Genomic DNA, 16,250 nt, shown 5'->3' with positions numbered 1-16,250 from the left:
CCCCGACCTTTGCAGTCGAGGGCCTGCCGGTTCATGGAGGAAGAGGTCGCGCGACAGGTCAGCGAGCGCGTTGGTCGTGAAGTTCCGGCATTCGACGGTAAACTCGTCGTTGACGCCATCGCCAAGGTGGAAGAGGAAATCGGCTACGCGCTTACCGATGCCCAGCGAGAGGCGGTCTACATGGCCACGAGCTGCGGCATCTGCGTCATCAGCGGTGGCGCAGGCACGGGCAAGACGACAGTCGTGCGTGCAATCCTTGCCGCACTGGAGGCCGTCCGCGACAGTCTTCCAGCTTCGCAGCGCCAAGGCGTCGAACACCTGCAGGTGGCTCTGGCAGGCCGCGCCGTCAGACGGATCAGCGAAGCGACAGGCCGCCCGGCAAGCACTCTTTCGCGACTGGTGCACGACATCGAAAATGCTGGCCGCCGTGTTCAGTCAGGGACCGTCATCTTCGACGAGTCCTCGATGCTCGACACCCCGTCGATCTATCGGGTGCTCGCTCAGTTGCCCATCGAGGTCAACCTGATCTTCATTGGCGACCCCGGTCAGCTCCCGCCTATCGGACCCGGCCTGCCCTTCCACACCATGGTCAAGGCGACGCGCATCCCTTCGGTCACTTTGGATGTCGTCCATCGTCAGGATGATGCCACTGGCATTCCCGCCGTCGCCTCTGCGGTGCGATCAGGTAAGTCCGTCGCCCTCCGGCGCTTCGATCCAAACGTCGCCCTCTCGCCGGGCGTCTATCTCTTCCCGGCGACGAAGGAGGATGTGGCAGCAAGAACCTTGGCCGCCTTCCGCGCCATGTGCGGTCGGGTGCCCGCCTACGGCAGGACGGCCGCCCTGCACGATATGGATGTCCAGATACTCACTCAGGTGAAGAACGGACCGGCCGGATCGAAGGAGCTGAACCGCGCCATCGAGATCGAATACATGGCGCGGCAGGCCAACGTCGAGGACTGGGGCCTGAGCGTCGGCTCGAAGATCATGTGGTTGAAGAACGACTACCCAAGGCACCGCAACTGGATGCTGATGGCAGTCCCCTACTCGACAAGGTGACCGGCGAACCTGTCTGCTCCGGGTTCATGAACGGCTCTCTGGGCGTGGTCACCAAGCCTCATCCGAAGGGTGCTTGGGTTAGGTTCGATGACGGCGCTGAAGATGCGGTCACTGCGGCCGACCTTGAGAAGGTTACTCATGGCTGGGCGATCAGCGTTCACAAGGCGCAGGGCTCGGCTTTCCGTAGGGTGATCGTGCCGCTCGTCGGCTCGAAACTTCTTGACCGGACCCTGCTCTATACGGCCGTCACCAGAGCCGTCGAGACGGTCGTCATTGTTGGTGACCCGGAAGTCCTTCGTCGCACGATTGAAGAGCCGCCCACGGCTCTTGATCGAAGCAGTTCGATGAGCTTGGAGGCGGAACAATAGTTGCTCGAAATCGCGCTAAGGCCGAACGGAGCGGGAACGGCCCACCGGGCGCATCTCAAAAGGGCATCAATAATCGGGCATTCCGGAACCTGGTCGCCGCTGCATTGCGCTGCCATATCCGACATGACCCGCTCCAGACGCCTTAGATCGGCGATTTTCTGACGGATATCTTTCAAATGTTCGATTGTGAGCGCGTGAACCTCCTGGCAGGTGTGGGCGTGGCCATCGACAAGTTGCAATAGCCCACGCAGTTCATCGAGGCTGAAGCCGAGTTCCCGGCCGCGCCGCACGAAATGTAGCCGCCGCGTGTGGTCATTGCCGTATACACGATACCCGCCTGCGCTGCGGGCGGGCTCCGGCATGACGCCGATCTTCTCGTAGTAGCGGATCGTCTCGATGTTGACGCCGCTGCGTTCAGACAGCACGCCGATCGAGAATTCTTCTTCAGTCTGCTTCATCACGATGTGCTCACAAATTGGTGAATTTTTCCCGCTTGACCCTGTAGTCGCTACAGACGCTAGGGTCACGATAGATCAATTTTGGGAATATGTGAACGATGACGCAGGACGAAACTCAGACGCTGAGAAATACCGCCGTAGAGCCCGAGGAAAAAGGATTTGATCGGGCGGCGTTGCTGTCAGTTGGCGGCATCGTGGCGGCACTGGGCGCGGCAACCTGTTGCGTGGTGCCTTTGCCTTGTTCTTCGCCGGCATCAGCGGCGCATGGATCGGCAATCTGACTGCCTTCGAGCCCTATCAGCCTGTGTTCGTCACGATCGCGCTCGCCTGCCTCGGCTATGGCTTCTATCTCGTATACCGCAAGCCGAAGGCCGCGGAATGCGTCGAAGGCTCCTATTGCGCGCGCCCGTCGTCCCACCGGAACGCCAAGATCGGCCTCTGGATCGCAACGGTCCTCATCGTCGTCGCTGTGGGCTTTCCCTACGCTGCGCGCTTCCTCCTTAACGCCTGACCTGAAGGAAATCCTCATGAAAATCCTACCCTCGTTGCCCTCACCGTATCGCTGCTTACGAGTGTTCCCGCCTTTGCCGCCGAGCAGACGGTGACCTTGAATGTCGCCAACGCCACCTGCGAACTTTGCGGCCCGATCGTGCAGCGGGCTCTCAGCGACGTGCCAGGCGTACTCGATGTCGACGTGTCGGAGGCGATTGGCGCGGCAATCGCCAAGGTGCGCTTCGATGACAGTCAGACGAATGTTGAGGCGCTGATCACCGCAACCAGCAATGCTGGCTATCCCTCCAGCCTTTCGCAGTAGGGAGGCTCAGCATGACTGATGGAAAGTTCATCGGCTTCGGCGTCGTCGCGCTTCTGGCTATCACCTGTTGCGCCGCCCCATTTCTGCTGGCTGCTGCGGGCTCTTTCGTGGCTTACGCATGGTTCGCGGCAGCGGGCCATATGCAGGTCCCGATCGCGCTCGCTGCCATTGGGGTAGCTGCATTTTACCTTTACCGGCGCAGCTGTTCTGGATCGGCGGCGGATGCCGCTTGCTGCGGATCGCCGACAGAAAACAAGGAAGAATTGAATGTGTGAACACTGCGAACCCACTTCGAACAAAGGCAATGGCCGTTACGATCTCGTTGTCGTCGGGGCCGGCTCGGCCGGATTTTCCGCCGCAATCACGGCCGCCGAACAAGGCGCGCAAGTGGCCCTTGTCGGGCATGGCACGATCGGCGGCACCTGCGTCAACATCGGCTGCGTGCCCTCGAAAGCCCTGATCAGAGCCACGGAGGCCGTGCGTCACGCCAATGATGCGGCTGCCCGTTTTGATGGTGTCGAAAGCGGTGCGCGGGTGGTCAATTGGGCCGCCCAGATCGCCCAGAAGCGACGCTTTGGTTTCCGCTCTGCGACAGGCGAAATACGCCGATCTGCTGCCGGAGTACAACAACGTGGTCTATCGCGAAGGGCAGGCCCGTCTTGTAGACGGCGGTGTCGAGGTGGCAGGCCAGCGGCTCGCCTCCGAACGGATCGTCATCGCGACAGGCGCGCGTCCAGAACTGCCGGAAATTCCGGGATCGCCGACGTATCGCCGCTCGACAGCACGACGGCGCTCGCCCTGACCGAACTGCCGCGTTCGATGATCGTGCTCGGCGGCGGCTACATCGGCTTGGAGCTTGCCCAGACTTTCGCGCGGGCCGGTGTCGCGGTGACGCTCGTGTTCCGCAGTCGGCTTCTGCCGGAGGCTGAACCCGAAATCGGGTCTGCGCTTGCTACCTACCTGGCCGACGAGGGCATCCGGATCGTCGGCGGCATCAGCTACGAATCCGCCCGCAGGACCGATGACGGCGGCATTGCGCTCGCCATCGTGCGGGACGGTCGTCCGGAGACCCTGACGGCCGAGCGGATTCTGTAGCGACGGGACGCCGCCCGAACACCGAGGCCCTCGGGCTCACTGGAGGCCGGCATAGACTTGTCACCTGCCGGTGCCATCGTCGTTGACGACCGCATGCGCACCTCGAAGACGGGGTCTATGCGGCCGGAGACGTGACCGGCAAGGATCAGTTCGTCTACATGGCTGCCTATGGCGCAAAGCTCGCCGCCAGGAACGCCTTGAACGGCGACGGCCTGCGCTACGACAACACCGCAATGCCCGCTGTGGTGTTCACAGACCCGCAGGTGGCGAGCGTCGGCCTGACCGAAGCGCAGGCGCGCGCCGCCGGACATTCGGTTCGCACTTCCGTCCTTTCCTCGACAATGTGCCGCGGGCGCTGGCGGCGCGCGACACACGCGGCCTGATCAAGCTGGTGGCGGACGGAGCAAGCCGGAAACTGCTGGGGCGCACATTCTCGCGCCGGAAGGTGCCGACAGCATCCAGACGGCCGCGCTGGCTATCCGTGGCGGCCTGACGATTGACGATCTGTCGGAGACGATCTTCCCGTACCTGACAACCGTCGAAGGTTTGAAGCTTGCGGCTCAGACCTTCGACAGGGACGTGAAAAGCTATCCTGCTGCGCGGGTTAAAGGTGAAAGGGAAACGGGTGCTTGCTCAGTTGTAGCATAGACGGAGCGGGCACCTCATCCCTGACGCGCATAATGGTCACGGCATCGTCGGTGCCTTCTGGCCAAGCTTGATGATCAGCGCTCCGATTGTTGCGTGCCTCGCGTCGAACTATGCCGCCAGAACCGACGCTCTACGGAGCAACAAGGGAGGGATAGAGCGGTGCAACAATGCTGCCAAGTGTAGCGAAACGGGCCGACCACCAAAGCAACAAACGGTGTCAAATCATTGCTGCAACACCTTGTCCCGAGGTCATCCTCCGGAAACCATTGCAACGCATGGCGATCGGCTCACTCACTCACCCAGCTTCACTGCCGAAACCGCACTCTTTGGAACTACCCTATATCCATCTGTCCTGAAACATCGCGACAACCGCTTGCGACGCTATCGATATCTAAGCCCTGAATATTCGCGGCACCAAACACTAGAGAAATGGCACTGAAAACGAGCATGTAACTTCCAGCGAATCGGACCTTTTTTCCACCTCGTTTCAGCTGACATTCAAACGTCGCAAACGGCGGAAATTACGGCGTTTTTCGGGCGCGCTCAGCGGCCATTTCTACTTTGTAAATCCGGTGAAAACCCATAGTTCCGTACCAGAATGCGAGCACTTAATTCGCTCAAGAAAATGTGAATATGTTAATTAAGTCAAAGTGTTGATAAGTTCTCTTGCAAGTGGCGCGCTTATCCATAAGATGCGGGCCATTTCAAAAATTTCAAAGGAGGGGTTCTCAAATGTATCGTAAATTTCTACTGACAGGTGTGTGTCTTCTGGCGCTGGCTGGCGCAGCTTCGGCAGAAGTCGTTCTCAATCGCGGCAACGACACTGATCCGGCGACACTGGACCATCACCGCACCTCGACGGTGGCTGAAGGCAATGTCATGCGCGACTTGTATGACGGCCTGACTATTCAGAACGCAAACGGCGAAGCAGTTCCGGGCGTTGCCAAATCCTGGGATGTTTCCGAAGACGGTACGGTCTACACCTTCCATCTGCGCGATGACGCAAAATGGTCGAACGGCGATCCGGTCACGGCCGGTGATTTCCAGTTCACCTTCCGCCGCCTGATGGACCCGAAGACAGCCGCCGGGTACGCCAGCATGCTGTTCATCATCAAGAATGCCGAAGATATTGCCGGTGGCAAGAAGCCGACTGACCAGCTCGGCGTTGAAGCCGTCGATGACCATACGCTCAAGGTCACGTTGAACGCCCCTGCTCCGTATTTCCTTGAGCTTCTGACCCACCAGACCGGCTTCCCGATGAACCAGAAAAGCGTCGAGGAAAATGGCGACAAGTTCACCACGCCCGGCAAGATGGTGACGAACGGCGCCTATATGCTGGAAAGCTTCACACCGAACGACAAGATCGTGATGAAGAAGAATCCGTATTACTATGAAGCGGATCAGGTGAAGATCGATACGGTCAACTGGATACCGTTCGAGGATCGCGCAAGCTGCATGCGCCGTTTTGAGGCGAAGGAAGTGCAGATTTGCTCCGACGTTCCGGCCGAGCAGATGGACTATGTGAAGAAGAACCTTTCCAAGGAATTCCGCATGGCGCCTTATCTCGGCGTCTATTATCTGCCGGTAAAGGGCAAGACCGCCGACAGCAAGCTGAAGGACCCACGCGTCCGCCAGGCGATTTCCATGGCCATCGACCGTGATTTCATTGCCGATCAGGTCTGGCAGGGCACCATGCTTCCGGGCTATTCGATGGTTCCTCCGGGCATCGCCAATTATGTGAAGGATGCGCCGAAGCTCGACTATTCAGACGACATGCTGGAACGCGAAGACAAGGCCAAGGAACTGTTGAAGGAAGCTGGCGTCGAACCGAACACACTTTCGATCGAACTGCTTTATAACACCTCGGAAAACAACAAGAATACCATGGCCGCCATCGCCGATCAGCTCGGCAATATCGGAGTCAAGGCTTCACTGAACGAAACCGAAGGTGCGACCTACTTCAACTTCATGCGCGACGATGGTCCGTTCGATATCGCGCGTGCAGGCTGGATCGGTGACTATAACGATCCGCAGAACTTCCTTTTCATCAGCCAAAGCAATGTGAGCTTCAACTATTCCAAGGTGAAGAACGCCGACTACGATGCGCTGATGGCGAAGGCAGAAAAAATTCTCGATCTCAACGAGCGCGCCAAGACGCTGGCTGAAGCTGAAAAGCTGAAGCTCGATGAGATGAGCAATATCCCGATCCTCTATTATTCGTCGCGCGCCCTTGTTTCGGACAAGATCGACGGTTGGAACGACAACCTCATGGACAGCCACAAGACGCGCTGGCTCTCGTTTAAGCAATAAATTTTCAGCTTGGGCTGCGCCTGTTGGCGCGGCCCTTTTCTCTTCCGGCAGTTCCGGAGGGCCCTCTTTTGTCGGGGCTAACATTTTTTAATAAGCATATGGGAGTTTTCAATGGTTCGCGGATTCTTGATGACAGGCGTTTGCCTGATGGCGCTAGCCGGTGCCGCATCGGCAGAAACAGTGCTCAACCGGGGCAACGATACCGATCCCGCCACGCTGGACCAGCACCATACAACCACCGTTTCGGAAAACCGTGTTCTTCGTGATCTTTATGAAGGTTTGTTGGCGCAAAACGAGAAGGGCGAAGCCATTCCCGGAGCGGCCGTATCATGGCATATTTCCGAAGACGGCCTCACCTACACATTCCACATGCGCGAGAATGCCAAATGGTCGAACGGTGACCCTGTTACCGCCGGCGATTTCGAGTTTTCCTTCCGCCGCATCATGGACCCGAAGACGGCTGCCGGCTATGCCAGCGTCCTCTACGCCATTAAGAATGCCGAGGAAGTTGCCACCGGCAAGATGCCCGTCGATCAGCTTGGCGTGAAGGCGCTTGACGACAAGACGCTGCAAATCACTCTCAAGAACCCTGCCCCTTATTTCCTCGAACTTCTCACTCATCAGACCGGTTTCCCGGTCAACAAGAAGGCTGTCGAGAAGTTCGGCGACAAGTTCACCCTGCCCGGCAACATGGTGACCAATGGCGCCTATACGCTTGTCAGCTTCACTCCCAATGACAAAATCTCCATGAAGAAGAACCCGAATTACTGGGATGCTTCCAATGTGAAGATCGATGCGGTGAACTGGATACCGTTCGAGGATCGCGCAAGCTGCATGCGCCGCTTCGAGGCGAAGGAAGTCGATATCTGTTCCGATGTTCCTGCCGAACAGATGGACTATGTGAAAAAGAACCTCGGCGGTCAGTTCCGCCTCGCTCCCTATCTTGGCATCTATTATGTCGACATCAAAGGCGAGCCATCGAGCAAGCTGCGCGATCCGCGCGTGCGCAAGGCCATATCGATGGCCGTCGATCGTGAGTTTCTCGCCAATGAAGTCTGGCGCGGTGTGATGCTGCCAGCCAGTTCCATGGTGCCGCCCGGCATTGCGAATTACGTCAAGGACGCGCCGAAGCTGGATTTCGCCGACGAGGATGTGCTGGACCGTGAGGACAAGGCCAAGGAATTGCTGCAGGAAGCCGGTGTCCAACCGGGCAGCCTTTCCGTGACGCTGCGCTACAATACCTCGGAAAACCACAAGAATACCATGGCGGCGCTTGCCAACATGCTGGGCAATATCGGCATCAAGGCAACGCTCAACGAAGTGGAAGGCGCCACCTTCTACAACTACCTTCAGGAAAAGGGTATGTTCGACATCACCCGTGACGGCTGGATCGGCGATTACAACGATCCGAATTCGTTCCTGGAGCTTTATACCACCGGCAATTACTTCAATTATGCCGAATGGTCGAACAAGGATTACGACGCGTTGATGGCGAAATCTGCAACGACGACCGATCTCGCCGAGCGTGCAAAAATCCTGGCTGAAGCAGAGAAGATACTGCTCGGCGACGGCGCTGTCGTGCCGCTGATGTATTATTCGTCCACCGCCCTCGTTGCCGACCGTGTTCAGGGTTACGAAGATAACCTCATGAATTCGCACGGCACGCGCTGGTTATCGACAAAGAATTAAAAACAAAAAAGAAACAAGCCCTTAGTGGGATTTGCCGGATCGTTCAAAGCGGTCCGGCAAAGAAGGGAAAAGAACATGCTGGGCTATACGCTCCGACGATTGGGTAGTGCGATACCCACGATATTCATCATCATCACGCTGACGTTCTTTCTGATCCGGCTTGCGCCCGGCGGACCTTTCGACCTTGAAAGGCCGATTGATCCACTGATCCTGGAGAACCTCAAGAAGGCCTATAATATGGATGCGCCGCTGTGGCAGCAGTATCTGATTTATCTGGGCAATCTTCTGCACGGCGATCTTGGACCGAGCTTCACACGACGCGACTTCTCGGTGAACGATCTTTTCGCTTCCGGCCTGCCGGTTTCTATCATGCTCGGCACGCTCGGTCTGACGCTTGCAGCGATCATCGGAACATTCCTCGGCACGCTGGCGGCGTTGAAGCAGAACTCAGCTGTCGACTATTTCGTCGTCGCACTGGCCACATTCGGCATCACCACGCCCAACTTCGTCGTGGCCCCTCTCCTCAGCCTTCTGTTCGGCGTCATTCTCGGATGGGTTCCGGCGGGCGGCTGGTCTTCGGCCAATATAACTTACTGGATATTGCCGGTCCTGACGCTTGCATTGCCGCAGGTCGGCGTCATTGCGCGTCTCGTGCGTGGCGCAACGATTGAGGCGTTGCGCGCCAATCACGTGCGCACCGCCCGCGCCTATGGCCTGCCATCGCGTGTGGTTGTGGGCGTGCATGCCTTGCGCGCCGCGATGCTCCCCGCAGTCTCCTATCTCGGCCCGACGGCAGCCGCCCTGCTCACAGGTTCGGTCGTGGTCGAGACGATCTTCGGCATTCCCGGCATCGGTCGTTACTTCGTGCAGGGCGCGCTTAGCCGCGATTACACCCTCGTCATGGGAACCGTTGTTGTCATTTCGGTCTTCGTCGTGGTGTTCAACCTGATCGTCGATCTTCTTTATGCATGGCTTGATCCGAGGGTTCGCTATGACTGATCTTACTGTACCGACGGAAACAGCCCGGCTGGAAGTTCCAAGCCGCTCGCTCTGGCAGGACGCATGGTTGCGCCTGCGCAAGAACAAGGCTGCCGTGGCAAGCGCTATCGTCCTTCTTCTGATGGCTTTTCTGGGCATTTTCGGCCCGATGCTGAGCCCGCACCCCTATGACAAGATTTATCCGCAGTTCGTGCGTGTGGCACCGAGCCTCGAAGCCTATCCGCGTGAAGATACAATCATGCCAGGCCTTGAACGCGAACTTGCCCGGGCGCGGCTGAAAGCTGCCGGCGAGCCGGAACTGAACGGCAACAATGTCGTTGTCGACTTTACCGCACAGCGTCCGACGGACGAGCGTGTGCTGCGTTATTTCCAGCGCTCCGACCTGTTCAGCAATCCGAAAATCGAGATCGCTACTGACGGGCTGTCGGGCAAGCTGACCCTCGACGTGGCACGCAATTATTTCCTGCTCGGCACTGATAATCTGGGCCGCGATCTGATGACGCGCATCTTCATCGGTGTGCGCATGTCGCTTGCCATCGGCCTGCTTGCCTCGGCGATGGCACTGGTTCTGGGCGTGTCCTATGGCGCTGTCTCCGGTTATCTCGGCGGGCGCATCGACAATGTGATGATGCGGCTCGTGGATATTCTCTATTCGCTGCCCTTCATCTTCTTTGTGATATTGATGCTCGTCTTCTTCGGGCGATCCATTTTCATCATCTTCATCGCCATCGGCGCGACGGAGTGGCTGGATATGGCGCGCATCGTGCGCGGACAGACATTGAGCCTCAAACGTCAGGAATTTGTGCAGGCTGCGGAAGCGTTAGGCGCGACACGGCGCGGCGTCATCACCCGCCACATCATTCCGAATGCGCTCGGCCCGGTCATCGTTTTCGTGACGTTGCTGGTGCCGAAGGCAATCCTGCTCGAAAGTCTCCTCTCCTTCCTCGGTCTCGGTGTTCAGGACCCCCTCACCTCTCTGGGGCTGCTGATTTCCGAAGGTGCCCAGAACATGCGCGGCGCAAGCTGGCAATTGATCTGGCCTGCCGCAACGCTGACCATCATCCTGTTTGCGCTGAACTTCCTTGGCGATGGCCTGCGCGACAGCCTTGACCCGAAGGATCGCTGAGATGACGAGTGAAAACATTCTGAGCGTGCGCGACCTGAAGGTCACATTCGACACGCATGACGGGCCGGTGCAGGCGGTGCGCGGCATCAATCTCGATGTCAAAGCCGGTGAAACCATCGCCATTGTCGGCGAGTCCGGTTCAGGCAAGAGCCAGACGACCATGGCAATGATGGGGCTTCTGGCCCAGAACGGCAAGGCAACCGGCCAGGCGCTCTATCGCGGTCAGGATCTGATCGGCATGTCCGAAAAGAAACTGAACAATATCCGCGGCGCAAAGATCACCATGATCTTTCAGGAGCCGATGACGTCGCTCGATCCGCTTTACCGCATCGGCGACCAGCTTGCCGAGCCGCTTCGCTATCATCGCGGCATGAACAAGAAGCAGGCGCGTCCGCGTATTCTTGAACTGCTCAAGCTGGTTGGTATTCCAGAACCTGAACGCCGCATCGACAGCTATCCTTATGAACTGTCAGGCGGACAAAGGCAGCGTGTCATGATCGCCATGGCGCTCGCCAACGAACCGGACATCCTGATTGCCGATGAACCGACGACTGCGCTCGACGTCACCATTCAGGCGCAGATTCTCGATCTTCTGGCCGATCTGCAGAAGCGGTTGGGCATGGCGGTGGTCTTCATCACGCACGATCTTGGCATCGTGCGGCGCTTCGCCGACCGGGTCTATGTGATGCGCTCCGGCGAAGTGGTTGAAACCAACGAAACGGAAAAGCTCTTCACCTCACCGGAGCATCCCTATACGAAGATGCTGCTCGATGCGGAGCCGGAAGGCGAAAAGGCCCCTCCCCGTGACGACGCGCCGGTGCTTGTTCGCGCCGACAATGTGAAGGTCAATTTTCTTATCAGCAAACCATGGCTCGGCGCTGCGAACTATCTCACCGCCGTCAACAATGTCTCGCTGACATTGAAAGAAGGCCAGACCATCGGCATTGTGGGTGAATCCGGTTCCGGCAAGTCCACGCTCGGTCGCGCCATTCTGCGTCTTCTCCCATCAGAAGGCCGCATCGCTTATCTCGGCAAGGAATTGCCGACGGAATCGCAGGCGATGCGTCCGAAACGCCGCGAATTGCAGCTCGTTTTTCAGGATCCTTTTGGCTCGCTCAGCCCGCGCATGACGGTGGGACGCATCATCACTGAAGGGCTTCTGATCCACGAACCGAACCTTTCGGCGAAAGAGCGTGATCGCCGCGCGCAGGATGCCCTGCGGGAAGTCGGCATGGACCCGGCCATGCGCAATCGCTATCCGCACGAATTTTCCGGCGGCCAGCGCCAGCGCATCGCCATTGCGCGCACGATGATCCTGAAACCGCGCGTGATCGTGCTCGACGAACCGACAAGCGCGCTCGATCGTTCGGTGCAGAAGCAGATCGTCGCCCTGTTGCGCGACCTGCAGAAAGACCACGGCTTGTCCTATCTCTTCATCAGCCACGACATGGCGGTCGTGCGGGCCGTTTCGGACTATGTGATTGTGATGAAGAACGGAAAGATTGTCGAACAGGGCGATACCGAACAGGTCTTCGACCACCCGCGCGAAGATTATACCAAGGCTCTGATGGCGGCGGCGCTCAGCGAAGAGCGCTTCGGTACGTGATGTAATGACGGAATGAAAAGCGAAAGGGCCTGATTTCAGGCCCTTTTCATTTGAAAGAAGCTCAAGCGACGCTGTGCAGTTCGGTGCAGACCTTGTTGCGGCCCAGATGCTTGGCACGATAGAGCGCCGCATCTGCCCTGCGGAAGACCGTTTGGAAATCTTCGTTACCCGGCATGCAGAAAGCGATGCCTGCGCTGGTCGTCGTTGAGAAATCTCCAGCCGAAGCCTCGAACACGATCGCCGAAAAGGCTTTCCGGATCGTGTCGGCCAAGGCAAGAACATCGCTATTATGTTTCTGCCTCAGGATCAGAACAAATTCCTCACCGCCGATGCGGGAAATGAGAGCCTGACCTTTGACATGATTACGCAGAACGCCGGAGAACGTGTACAGCACTTCATCCCCGACGATGTGGCCATGCGTATCATTGATGGATTTAAAAGCATCAAGGTCGAAGATCACGACTGAATCCCCGAGCTGCAGTTCATTATCGTCCAGCACGTCATAAAGCGCGCGCCGGTTCAGCAATCCGGTCAGGCTGTCGGTGCGCGCCTCGTTGGCATGACGACGCGCAATGCGCGACTGGGTGAAATTCAGCGACAGCGCGCCAATGCCCGTAATGCCTATGATTGCGGTGATGGCATTGATATCTTCAGCCCAATTGCTTGGGATCGTAGTCATGACCCACTGTTGTTGATGCAGGATGACAGCGCCGCACAGAAAGAATGAAATCGCTGTCAGGGCATAAAGAACGATCATGCCAATGACCGGAACCGGCGCTTCCCGATAGACATGGAAATATTCTTTCGCCGTCAGCAGGAGCAACAGGGCCGAAGTCAGGTTGAAGATCGCTGTGCCAGTGCCCGTCTGTCCGGCCAGAATGGGCAGCGTCGTAGCGCATATTACAGCAATCGCCAGCACGACCAGAAAGCTCCGTTGTATCGGACGTCCGGAAATCTGCCGTGACCCGACAATCAGGAAGATGAAACCGACGCTCTCCAAACCGAAGGCGACAATGGAGGCCGTAGCCAGCGGCAAAGGCCCCGCATAGTAAAGTACTGCCCCCGTGCCGAGCAGGATCATGCCAAGGCAACCCCAGAGCAGAAATTTGTCACGCGAGTTCTGATACCAGACGCTGAGAATCGTCAGCCCTACTGCCAGAGAGCAGATACCTGTCGCAAAAAACAAAGTGTTCTGGTCGAGTCCCAAAGCTGCACTTCCCCCGCTGCATAGCCAAGTGTAGTTCAGCTCTTGATAATAAGCGATAAGCAATATGTTTAAATCGATCAACCATCGGTCGACATGATGCCATATCTATACAGAACAGATGAGCTATGGTTAATAATCGCCATACATGGCTTTGGTAAAAGAGGTCGAGATGTTGAAAATTGCATTGCTGGCAGGCAGCCTGACACTTCTTGCAGCACCATCGTCTTTCGCCGACGAACAGACAATCGAAGGTGTGGGCCTCGGCAGGGAAATCACCTGCACCTCCGGCGATGTCGGGATTTACGGTGCGGAAAATAACGTCAAGCTCAAGGGAGAATGCGGCCATATCACCATACATGGCGTTTCTCATACTGTGACTTTCGAAAACGCCCGGAAGCTTTCGGTATCCGGCACGGACAACACGGTTTCGGGTGGAGCAACGCAAAATCTGATCGTTGAAGTGTCGAACAATCAGGTAACCGCCACCTTGAAGAAAGGAACAGATCCTTCAATTCTGGAGGTTTCCGGCGCGGAGAATATCGTCAATGTGAAGGTCGATGGACCTTCGCAGTTCGATGTCAGCGGCGCGAACCATCAGGTGACCTGGTCGCTTGCAGGCGGTTCCGCCGAACCGACGATCTCGATCTCCGGCGCCGATAACGATGTAACCAAGGCTGAATGAAAATGATCTGCGCGGCACCGTGATCTGGCGCCGCGCAGATTATCGATTTCAGGCTGCCAGCGAAGCCATATCGATGACGAAGCGGTAGCGCACGTCGCTCTTCAGAACGCGTTCATAGGCTTCGTTGATCTCCTGAATGTTGATCTTCTCGATTTCCGAAACGATGTTGTGCTGGCCGCAGAAGTCCAGCATTTCCTGCGTTTCCTTGATCGACCCGATCATCGATCCTGCAAGCGACTTGCGGCCGGGAATAAGCGAGAACGCATGCACCGGCACCATGTCTTCGGGAACGCCAACGACAACCATCGTTCCGTTTACCTTGAGCAGGCCAAGATAGGCATTCCAGTCGATGGCGACGCCAACCGTGCAGATGATGAGATCGAACGATCCCGCCAGCTTTTCGAAAGTGGTCGCGTCGCTAGTCGCATAATATTCATGAGCGCCGAGCTTGAGGCCATCTTCCTTCTTGGAAAGTGACTGGCTTAGAACCGTAACATGCGCGCCCATGGCATTGGCGAGCTTGACGCCCATGTGTCCGAGTCCACCCATGCCGACGATCGCCACACGCTTGCCGGGACCTGCATTCCAGTGACGCAGCGGCGAATAGAGGGTGATGCCTGCACAGAGCAACGGTGCTGCCGCATCAAGCGGAAGATTGTCAGGCATGGAAAGGACATAGCCTTCCTTGACGACGATATGGTCGGAATATCCGCCCTGCGTCCGCGCCTTTCCTTCGGTGTCGAAGGTGTTGTAGGTCTGGATGAGGCCCGGAAGATAATGCTCATTGTCGACATCCCGGCTGGCGCAGCCAACACAGGAGTCCACGAAGCAGCCGACGCCGACCTTGTCGCCGACCTTGAACTTGGTAACCGCATCACCGACGGCGGTGACGACACCTGCGATTTCGTGCCCCGGAACGATGGGATAAACTGCGTTCTTCCATTCATTGCGGACGGTATGGATGTCGGAATGGCAAACGCCGCAATACTGGATCGAGATGACCACGTCATCTGCATTGGGCTCGCGCCGTTCAAAAATGAACGGAACCAACGGCTCATCTGCATCCGTAGCAGCGTAACCTCTTGCTATGGCCATGATAGACTCCATTTATTGGATTGGGGAAGCAGGCAGAATATGCCGGAAGCAAGGGCAGAAGCGGTAGACCGATCCTGCAAGCTTCTTGCACGATCCTGCAAAACTGCCTGCTTCGCGATTGCCGATGCATGCCTGCCTGATCAATAATTGCTGTATTCTATCTCATCTGAAGCGGATCACCTATGACGTCACTGAACGACACCTACGAGGAACTTGCCGCGCTGGCGGAGCGTTTCACCGCACAGGACGGCGAATACCGAACACCGATCGAAGGTCTGGGGATCAGCAGGCGGACGACGCCAAGCATACCGTGCCACAGCAGCTATCGGCCCTGTCTCGCCATGGTGTTGCAGGGCGCGAAATCCCTGCGTCTCGGCTCCGAGACGATCAATTATACCAAGGGCGAATATCTGGTGACGTCGCTGGACCTGCCCGTCACATGGCGGGTGGTCGAAGCTAGCCCGGAAGCACCACATCTGTGTCTGGCGCTTGCCATCGACAGCGAAAAGCTCACCGACCTGATCGGGCGCGCCGACGTTCGCAGGCACGTGATGGCAGATGGCGATCAATGGGGCATTACCGTCAATGCAGCGCCTGCTGGACTGCTGGATGCGGCTCTGCGCCTGCTGCGCCTACTTGACAATCCCGAGGATATTCCGGTGATGGCGCCCCTGATCGAACAGGAAATCCTTTATCGCCTTCTGACTGGTCCCGGCGGCGAGCGTTTGATCAACATCGCAACCGCCGACAGTCAGGCCAACCGGATAGCACGGGCTATCGGGTGGCTTCGGCAGAACTTCGCAGCGCCATTGCGGATTGAACAGCTTGCCGAACACGTCAATATGAGCGCGTCGTCATTTCATCATCACTTCAAGGCGATTACGGCAATGACGCCGGTTCAGTATCAAAAGCAACTGCGTCTGAACGAGGCACGCAGGCTGATGCTGGTCGAGCGTCTGGATGCTGGTACGGCTGGCCATCGCGTAGGCTATCAAAGCCCGTCACAGTTCAGTCGCGAATATAGCCGCTTCTATGGAAACCCGCCGATGCGCGATATCGAAGCGGCTTAGATAGCAGAACGGCGGAACTTTCGTTCC

Annotated in this window: 13 protein-coding genes and 3 pseudogenes; 13 read left to right on the top strand and 3 right to left on the bottom strand. The window is 57.6% G+C overall.

Going from position 1 to position 16,250, the window contains the following annotated elements; translation table 11 throughout:
* Positions 1-33: 33 nt before the first annotated feature.
* Complete coding sequence (locus LJ361_RS15590; RefSeq protein WP_264811910.1) at positions 34-1,056, top strand: ATP-dependent DNA helicase; 1,023 nt, start codon at positions 34-36, stop codon at positions 1,054-1,056.
* A gap of 26 nt (positions 1,057-1,082) precedes the next feature.
* Positions 1,083-1,274 (top strand): annotated as a pseudogene (locus LJ361_RS23525) (hypothetical protein); the annotation flags it as partial.
* A 17-nt stretch (positions 1,275-1,291) separates the two neighbouring features.
* Here LJ361_RS23525 and LJ361_RS15580 read toward each other — a convergent pair.
* Positions 1,292-1,882 (bottom strand): helix-turn-helix domain-containing protein, encoded by a 591-nt coding sequence (locus LJ361_RS15580; protein WP_320109272.1) that lies wholly within the window; start codon positions 1,880-1,882, stop codon positions 1,292-1,294.
* 98 nt (positions 1,883-1,980) lie between these two features.
* On the opposite strand from LJ361_RS15580, the pseudogene LJ361_RS15575 reads away from it, so the two are divergent.
* From LJ361_RS15575 to LJ361_RS15535, 9 genes and pseudogenes are all read left to right on the top strand, one after another.
* Positions 1,981-2,393: pseudogene (locus LJ361_RS15575) on the top strand (mercuric transporter MerT family protein).
* Between the two features lie 90 nt (positions 2,394-2,483).
* Positions 2,484-2,696: a cation transporter gene (locus LJ361_RS15570; RefSeq protein WP_264811909.1), complete on the top strand. Its 213-nt coding sequence runs from the start codon at positions 2,484-2,486 to the stop codon at positions 2,694-2,696.
* Positions 2,697-2,707: 11 nt separating this feature from the next.
* A complete protein-coding gene (locus LJ361_RS15565) occupies positions 2,708-2,971 on the top strand; it encodes a hypothetical protein (RefSeq protein ID WP_264811908.1) in 264 nt (87 codons plus the stop codon).
* Positions 2,964-4,399: pseudogene (gene merA / locus LJ361_RS23630) on the top strand (mercury(II) reductase). Before LJ361_RS15565 ends, merA begins: the two are co-directional and overlap by 8 nt.
* Positions 4,400-5,171: 772 nt before the next feature.
* Positions 5,172-6,749, top strand: coding sequence for a peptide ABC transporter substrate-binding protein (locus tag LJ361_RS15555; protein ID WP_010658796.1), 1,578 nt, complete (start codon positions 5,172-5,174; stop codon positions 6,747-6,749).
* Positions 6,750-6,860: 111 nt separating this feature from the next.
* Positions 6,861-8,438 carry a peptide ABC transporter substrate-binding protein gene (locus tag LJ361_RS15550; RefSeq protein WP_010658797.1) on the top strand — a complete coding sequence of 526 codons (1,578 nt, stop codon included), beginning with the start codon at positions 6,861-6,863 and terminating at the stop codon, positions 8,436-8,438.
* Positions 8,439-8,513: 75 nt separating this feature from the next.
* Positions 8,514-9,437 carry an ABC transporter permease gene (locus LJ361_RS15545; protein ID WP_010658798.1) on the top strand — a complete coding sequence of 308 codons (924 nt, stop codon included), beginning with the start codon at positions 8,514-8,516 and terminating at the stop codon, positions 9,435-9,437.
* Positions 9,430-10,563 (top strand): ABC transporter permease, encoded by a 1,134-nt coding sequence (locus LJ361_RS15540; RefSeq protein WP_010658799.1) that lies wholly within the window; start codon positions 9,430-9,432, stop codon positions 10,561-10,563. Before LJ361_RS15545 ends, LJ361_RS15540 begins: the two co-directional genes overlap by 8 nt.
* 1 nt (position 10,564) lies before the next feature.
* Positions 10,565-12,169: an ABC transporter ATP-binding protein gene (locus tag LJ361_RS15535; RefSeq protein WP_010658800.1), complete on the top strand. Its 1,605-nt coding sequence runs from the start codon at positions 10,565-10,567 to the stop codon at positions 12,167-12,169.
* 61 nt (positions 12,170-12,230) lie between these two features.
* Here LJ361_RS15535 and LJ361_RS15530 read toward each other — a convergent pair whose 3' ends face one another.
* Positions 12,231-13,376 carry a sensor domain-containing diguanylate cyclase gene (locus tag LJ361_RS15530; protein WP_010658801.1) on the bottom strand — a complete coding sequence of 382 codons (1,146 nt, stop codon included), beginning with the start codon at positions 13,374-13,376 and terminating at the stop codon, positions 12,231-12,233.
* 169 nt (positions 13,377-13,545) lie between these two features.
* Between LJ361_RS15530 and LJ361_RS15525 the strand changes: the two genes are divergently transcribed.
* Positions 13,546-14,058, top strand: coding sequence for a DUF3060 domain-containing protein (locus LJ361_RS15525; RefSeq protein ID WP_264811906.1), 513 nt, complete (start codon positions 13,546-13,548; stop codon positions 14,056-14,058).
* A gap of 48 nt (positions 14,059-14,106) precedes the next feature.
* Here the strand turns inward: LJ361_RS15525 and LJ361_RS15520 are convergent, their stop codons facing one another.
* A complete protein-coding gene (locus LJ361_RS15520) occupies positions 14,107-15,153 on the bottom strand; it encodes an NAD(P)-dependent alcohol dehydrogenase (RefSeq protein ID WP_010658803.1) in 1,047 nt (348 codons plus the stop codon).
* Positions 15,154-15,335: 182 nt separating this feature from the next.
* On the opposite strand from LJ361_RS15520, the gene LJ361_RS15515 reads away from it, so the two are divergent.
* On the top strand, positions 15,336-16,223 hold the full coding sequence (locus tag LJ361_RS15515) for an AraC family transcriptional regulator (RefSeq protein WP_010658804.1): 888 nt from the start codon (positions 15,336-15,338) through the stop codon (positions 16,221-16,223).
* The last annotated feature ends 27 nt before the right edge of the window (positions 16,224-16,250 follow it).

This window comes from Brucella sp. JSBI001, assembly GCF_026014005.1.
Taxonomy (GTDB): Bacteria; Pseudomonadota; Alphaproteobacteria; order Rhizobiales; family Rhizobiaceae; genus Brucella; species Brucella anthropi.
The sequence above is the reverse complement of the archived record's forward strand: the minus strand, read 5'-3'. Positions and strand labels throughout refer to the sequence as shown.

Bases quoted from the DNA above. Each gene is read 5' to 3' on its own strand.
- LJ361_RS15535 (WP_010658800.1), top strand. From the start codon at position 10,565: ATGACGAGTGAAAACATTCTGAGCGTGCGCGACCTGAAGGTCACATTC.
- LJ361_RS15555 (WP_010658796.1), top strand. From the start codon at position 5,172: ATGTATCGTAAATTTCTACTGACAGGTGTGTGTCTTCTGGCGCTGGCT.
- LJ361_RS15515 (WP_010658804.1), top strand. From the start codon at position 15,336: ATGACGTCACTGAACGACACCTACGAGGAACTTGCCGCGCTGGCGGAG.
- LJ361_RS15565 (WP_264811908.1), top strand. From the start codon at position 2,708: ATGACTGATGGAAAGTTCATCGGCTTCGGCGTCGTCGCGCTTCTGGCT.
- LJ361_RS15520 (WP_010658803.1), bottom strand. From the start codon at position 15,153: ATGGCCATAGCAAGAGGTTACGCTGCTACGGATGCAGATGAGCCGTTG.
- LJ361_RS15550 (WP_010658797.1), top strand. From the start codon at position 6,861: ATGGTTCGCGGATTCTTGATGACAGGCGTTTGCCTGATGGCGCTAGCC.
- LJ361_RS15540 (WP_010658799.1), top strand. From the start codon at position 9,430: ATGACTGATCTTACTGTACCGACGGAAACAGCCCGGCTGGAAGTTCCA.
- LJ361_RS15525 (WP_264811906.1), top strand. From the start codon at position 13,546: ATGTTGAAAATTGCATTGCTGGCAGGCAGCCTGACACTTCTTGCAGCA.
- LJ361_RS15580 (WP_320109272.1), bottom strand. From the start codon at position 1,882: ATGAAGCAGACTGAAGAAGAATTCTCGATCGGCGTGCTGTCTGAACGC.
- LJ361_RS15545 (WP_010658798.1), top strand. From the start codon at position 8,514: ATGCTGGGCTATACGCTCCGACGATTGGGTAGTGCGATACCCACGATA.
- LJ361_RS15590 (WP_264811910.1), top strand. From the start codon at position 34: ATGGAGGAAGAGGTCGCGCGACAGGTCAGCGAGCGCGTTGGTCGTGAA.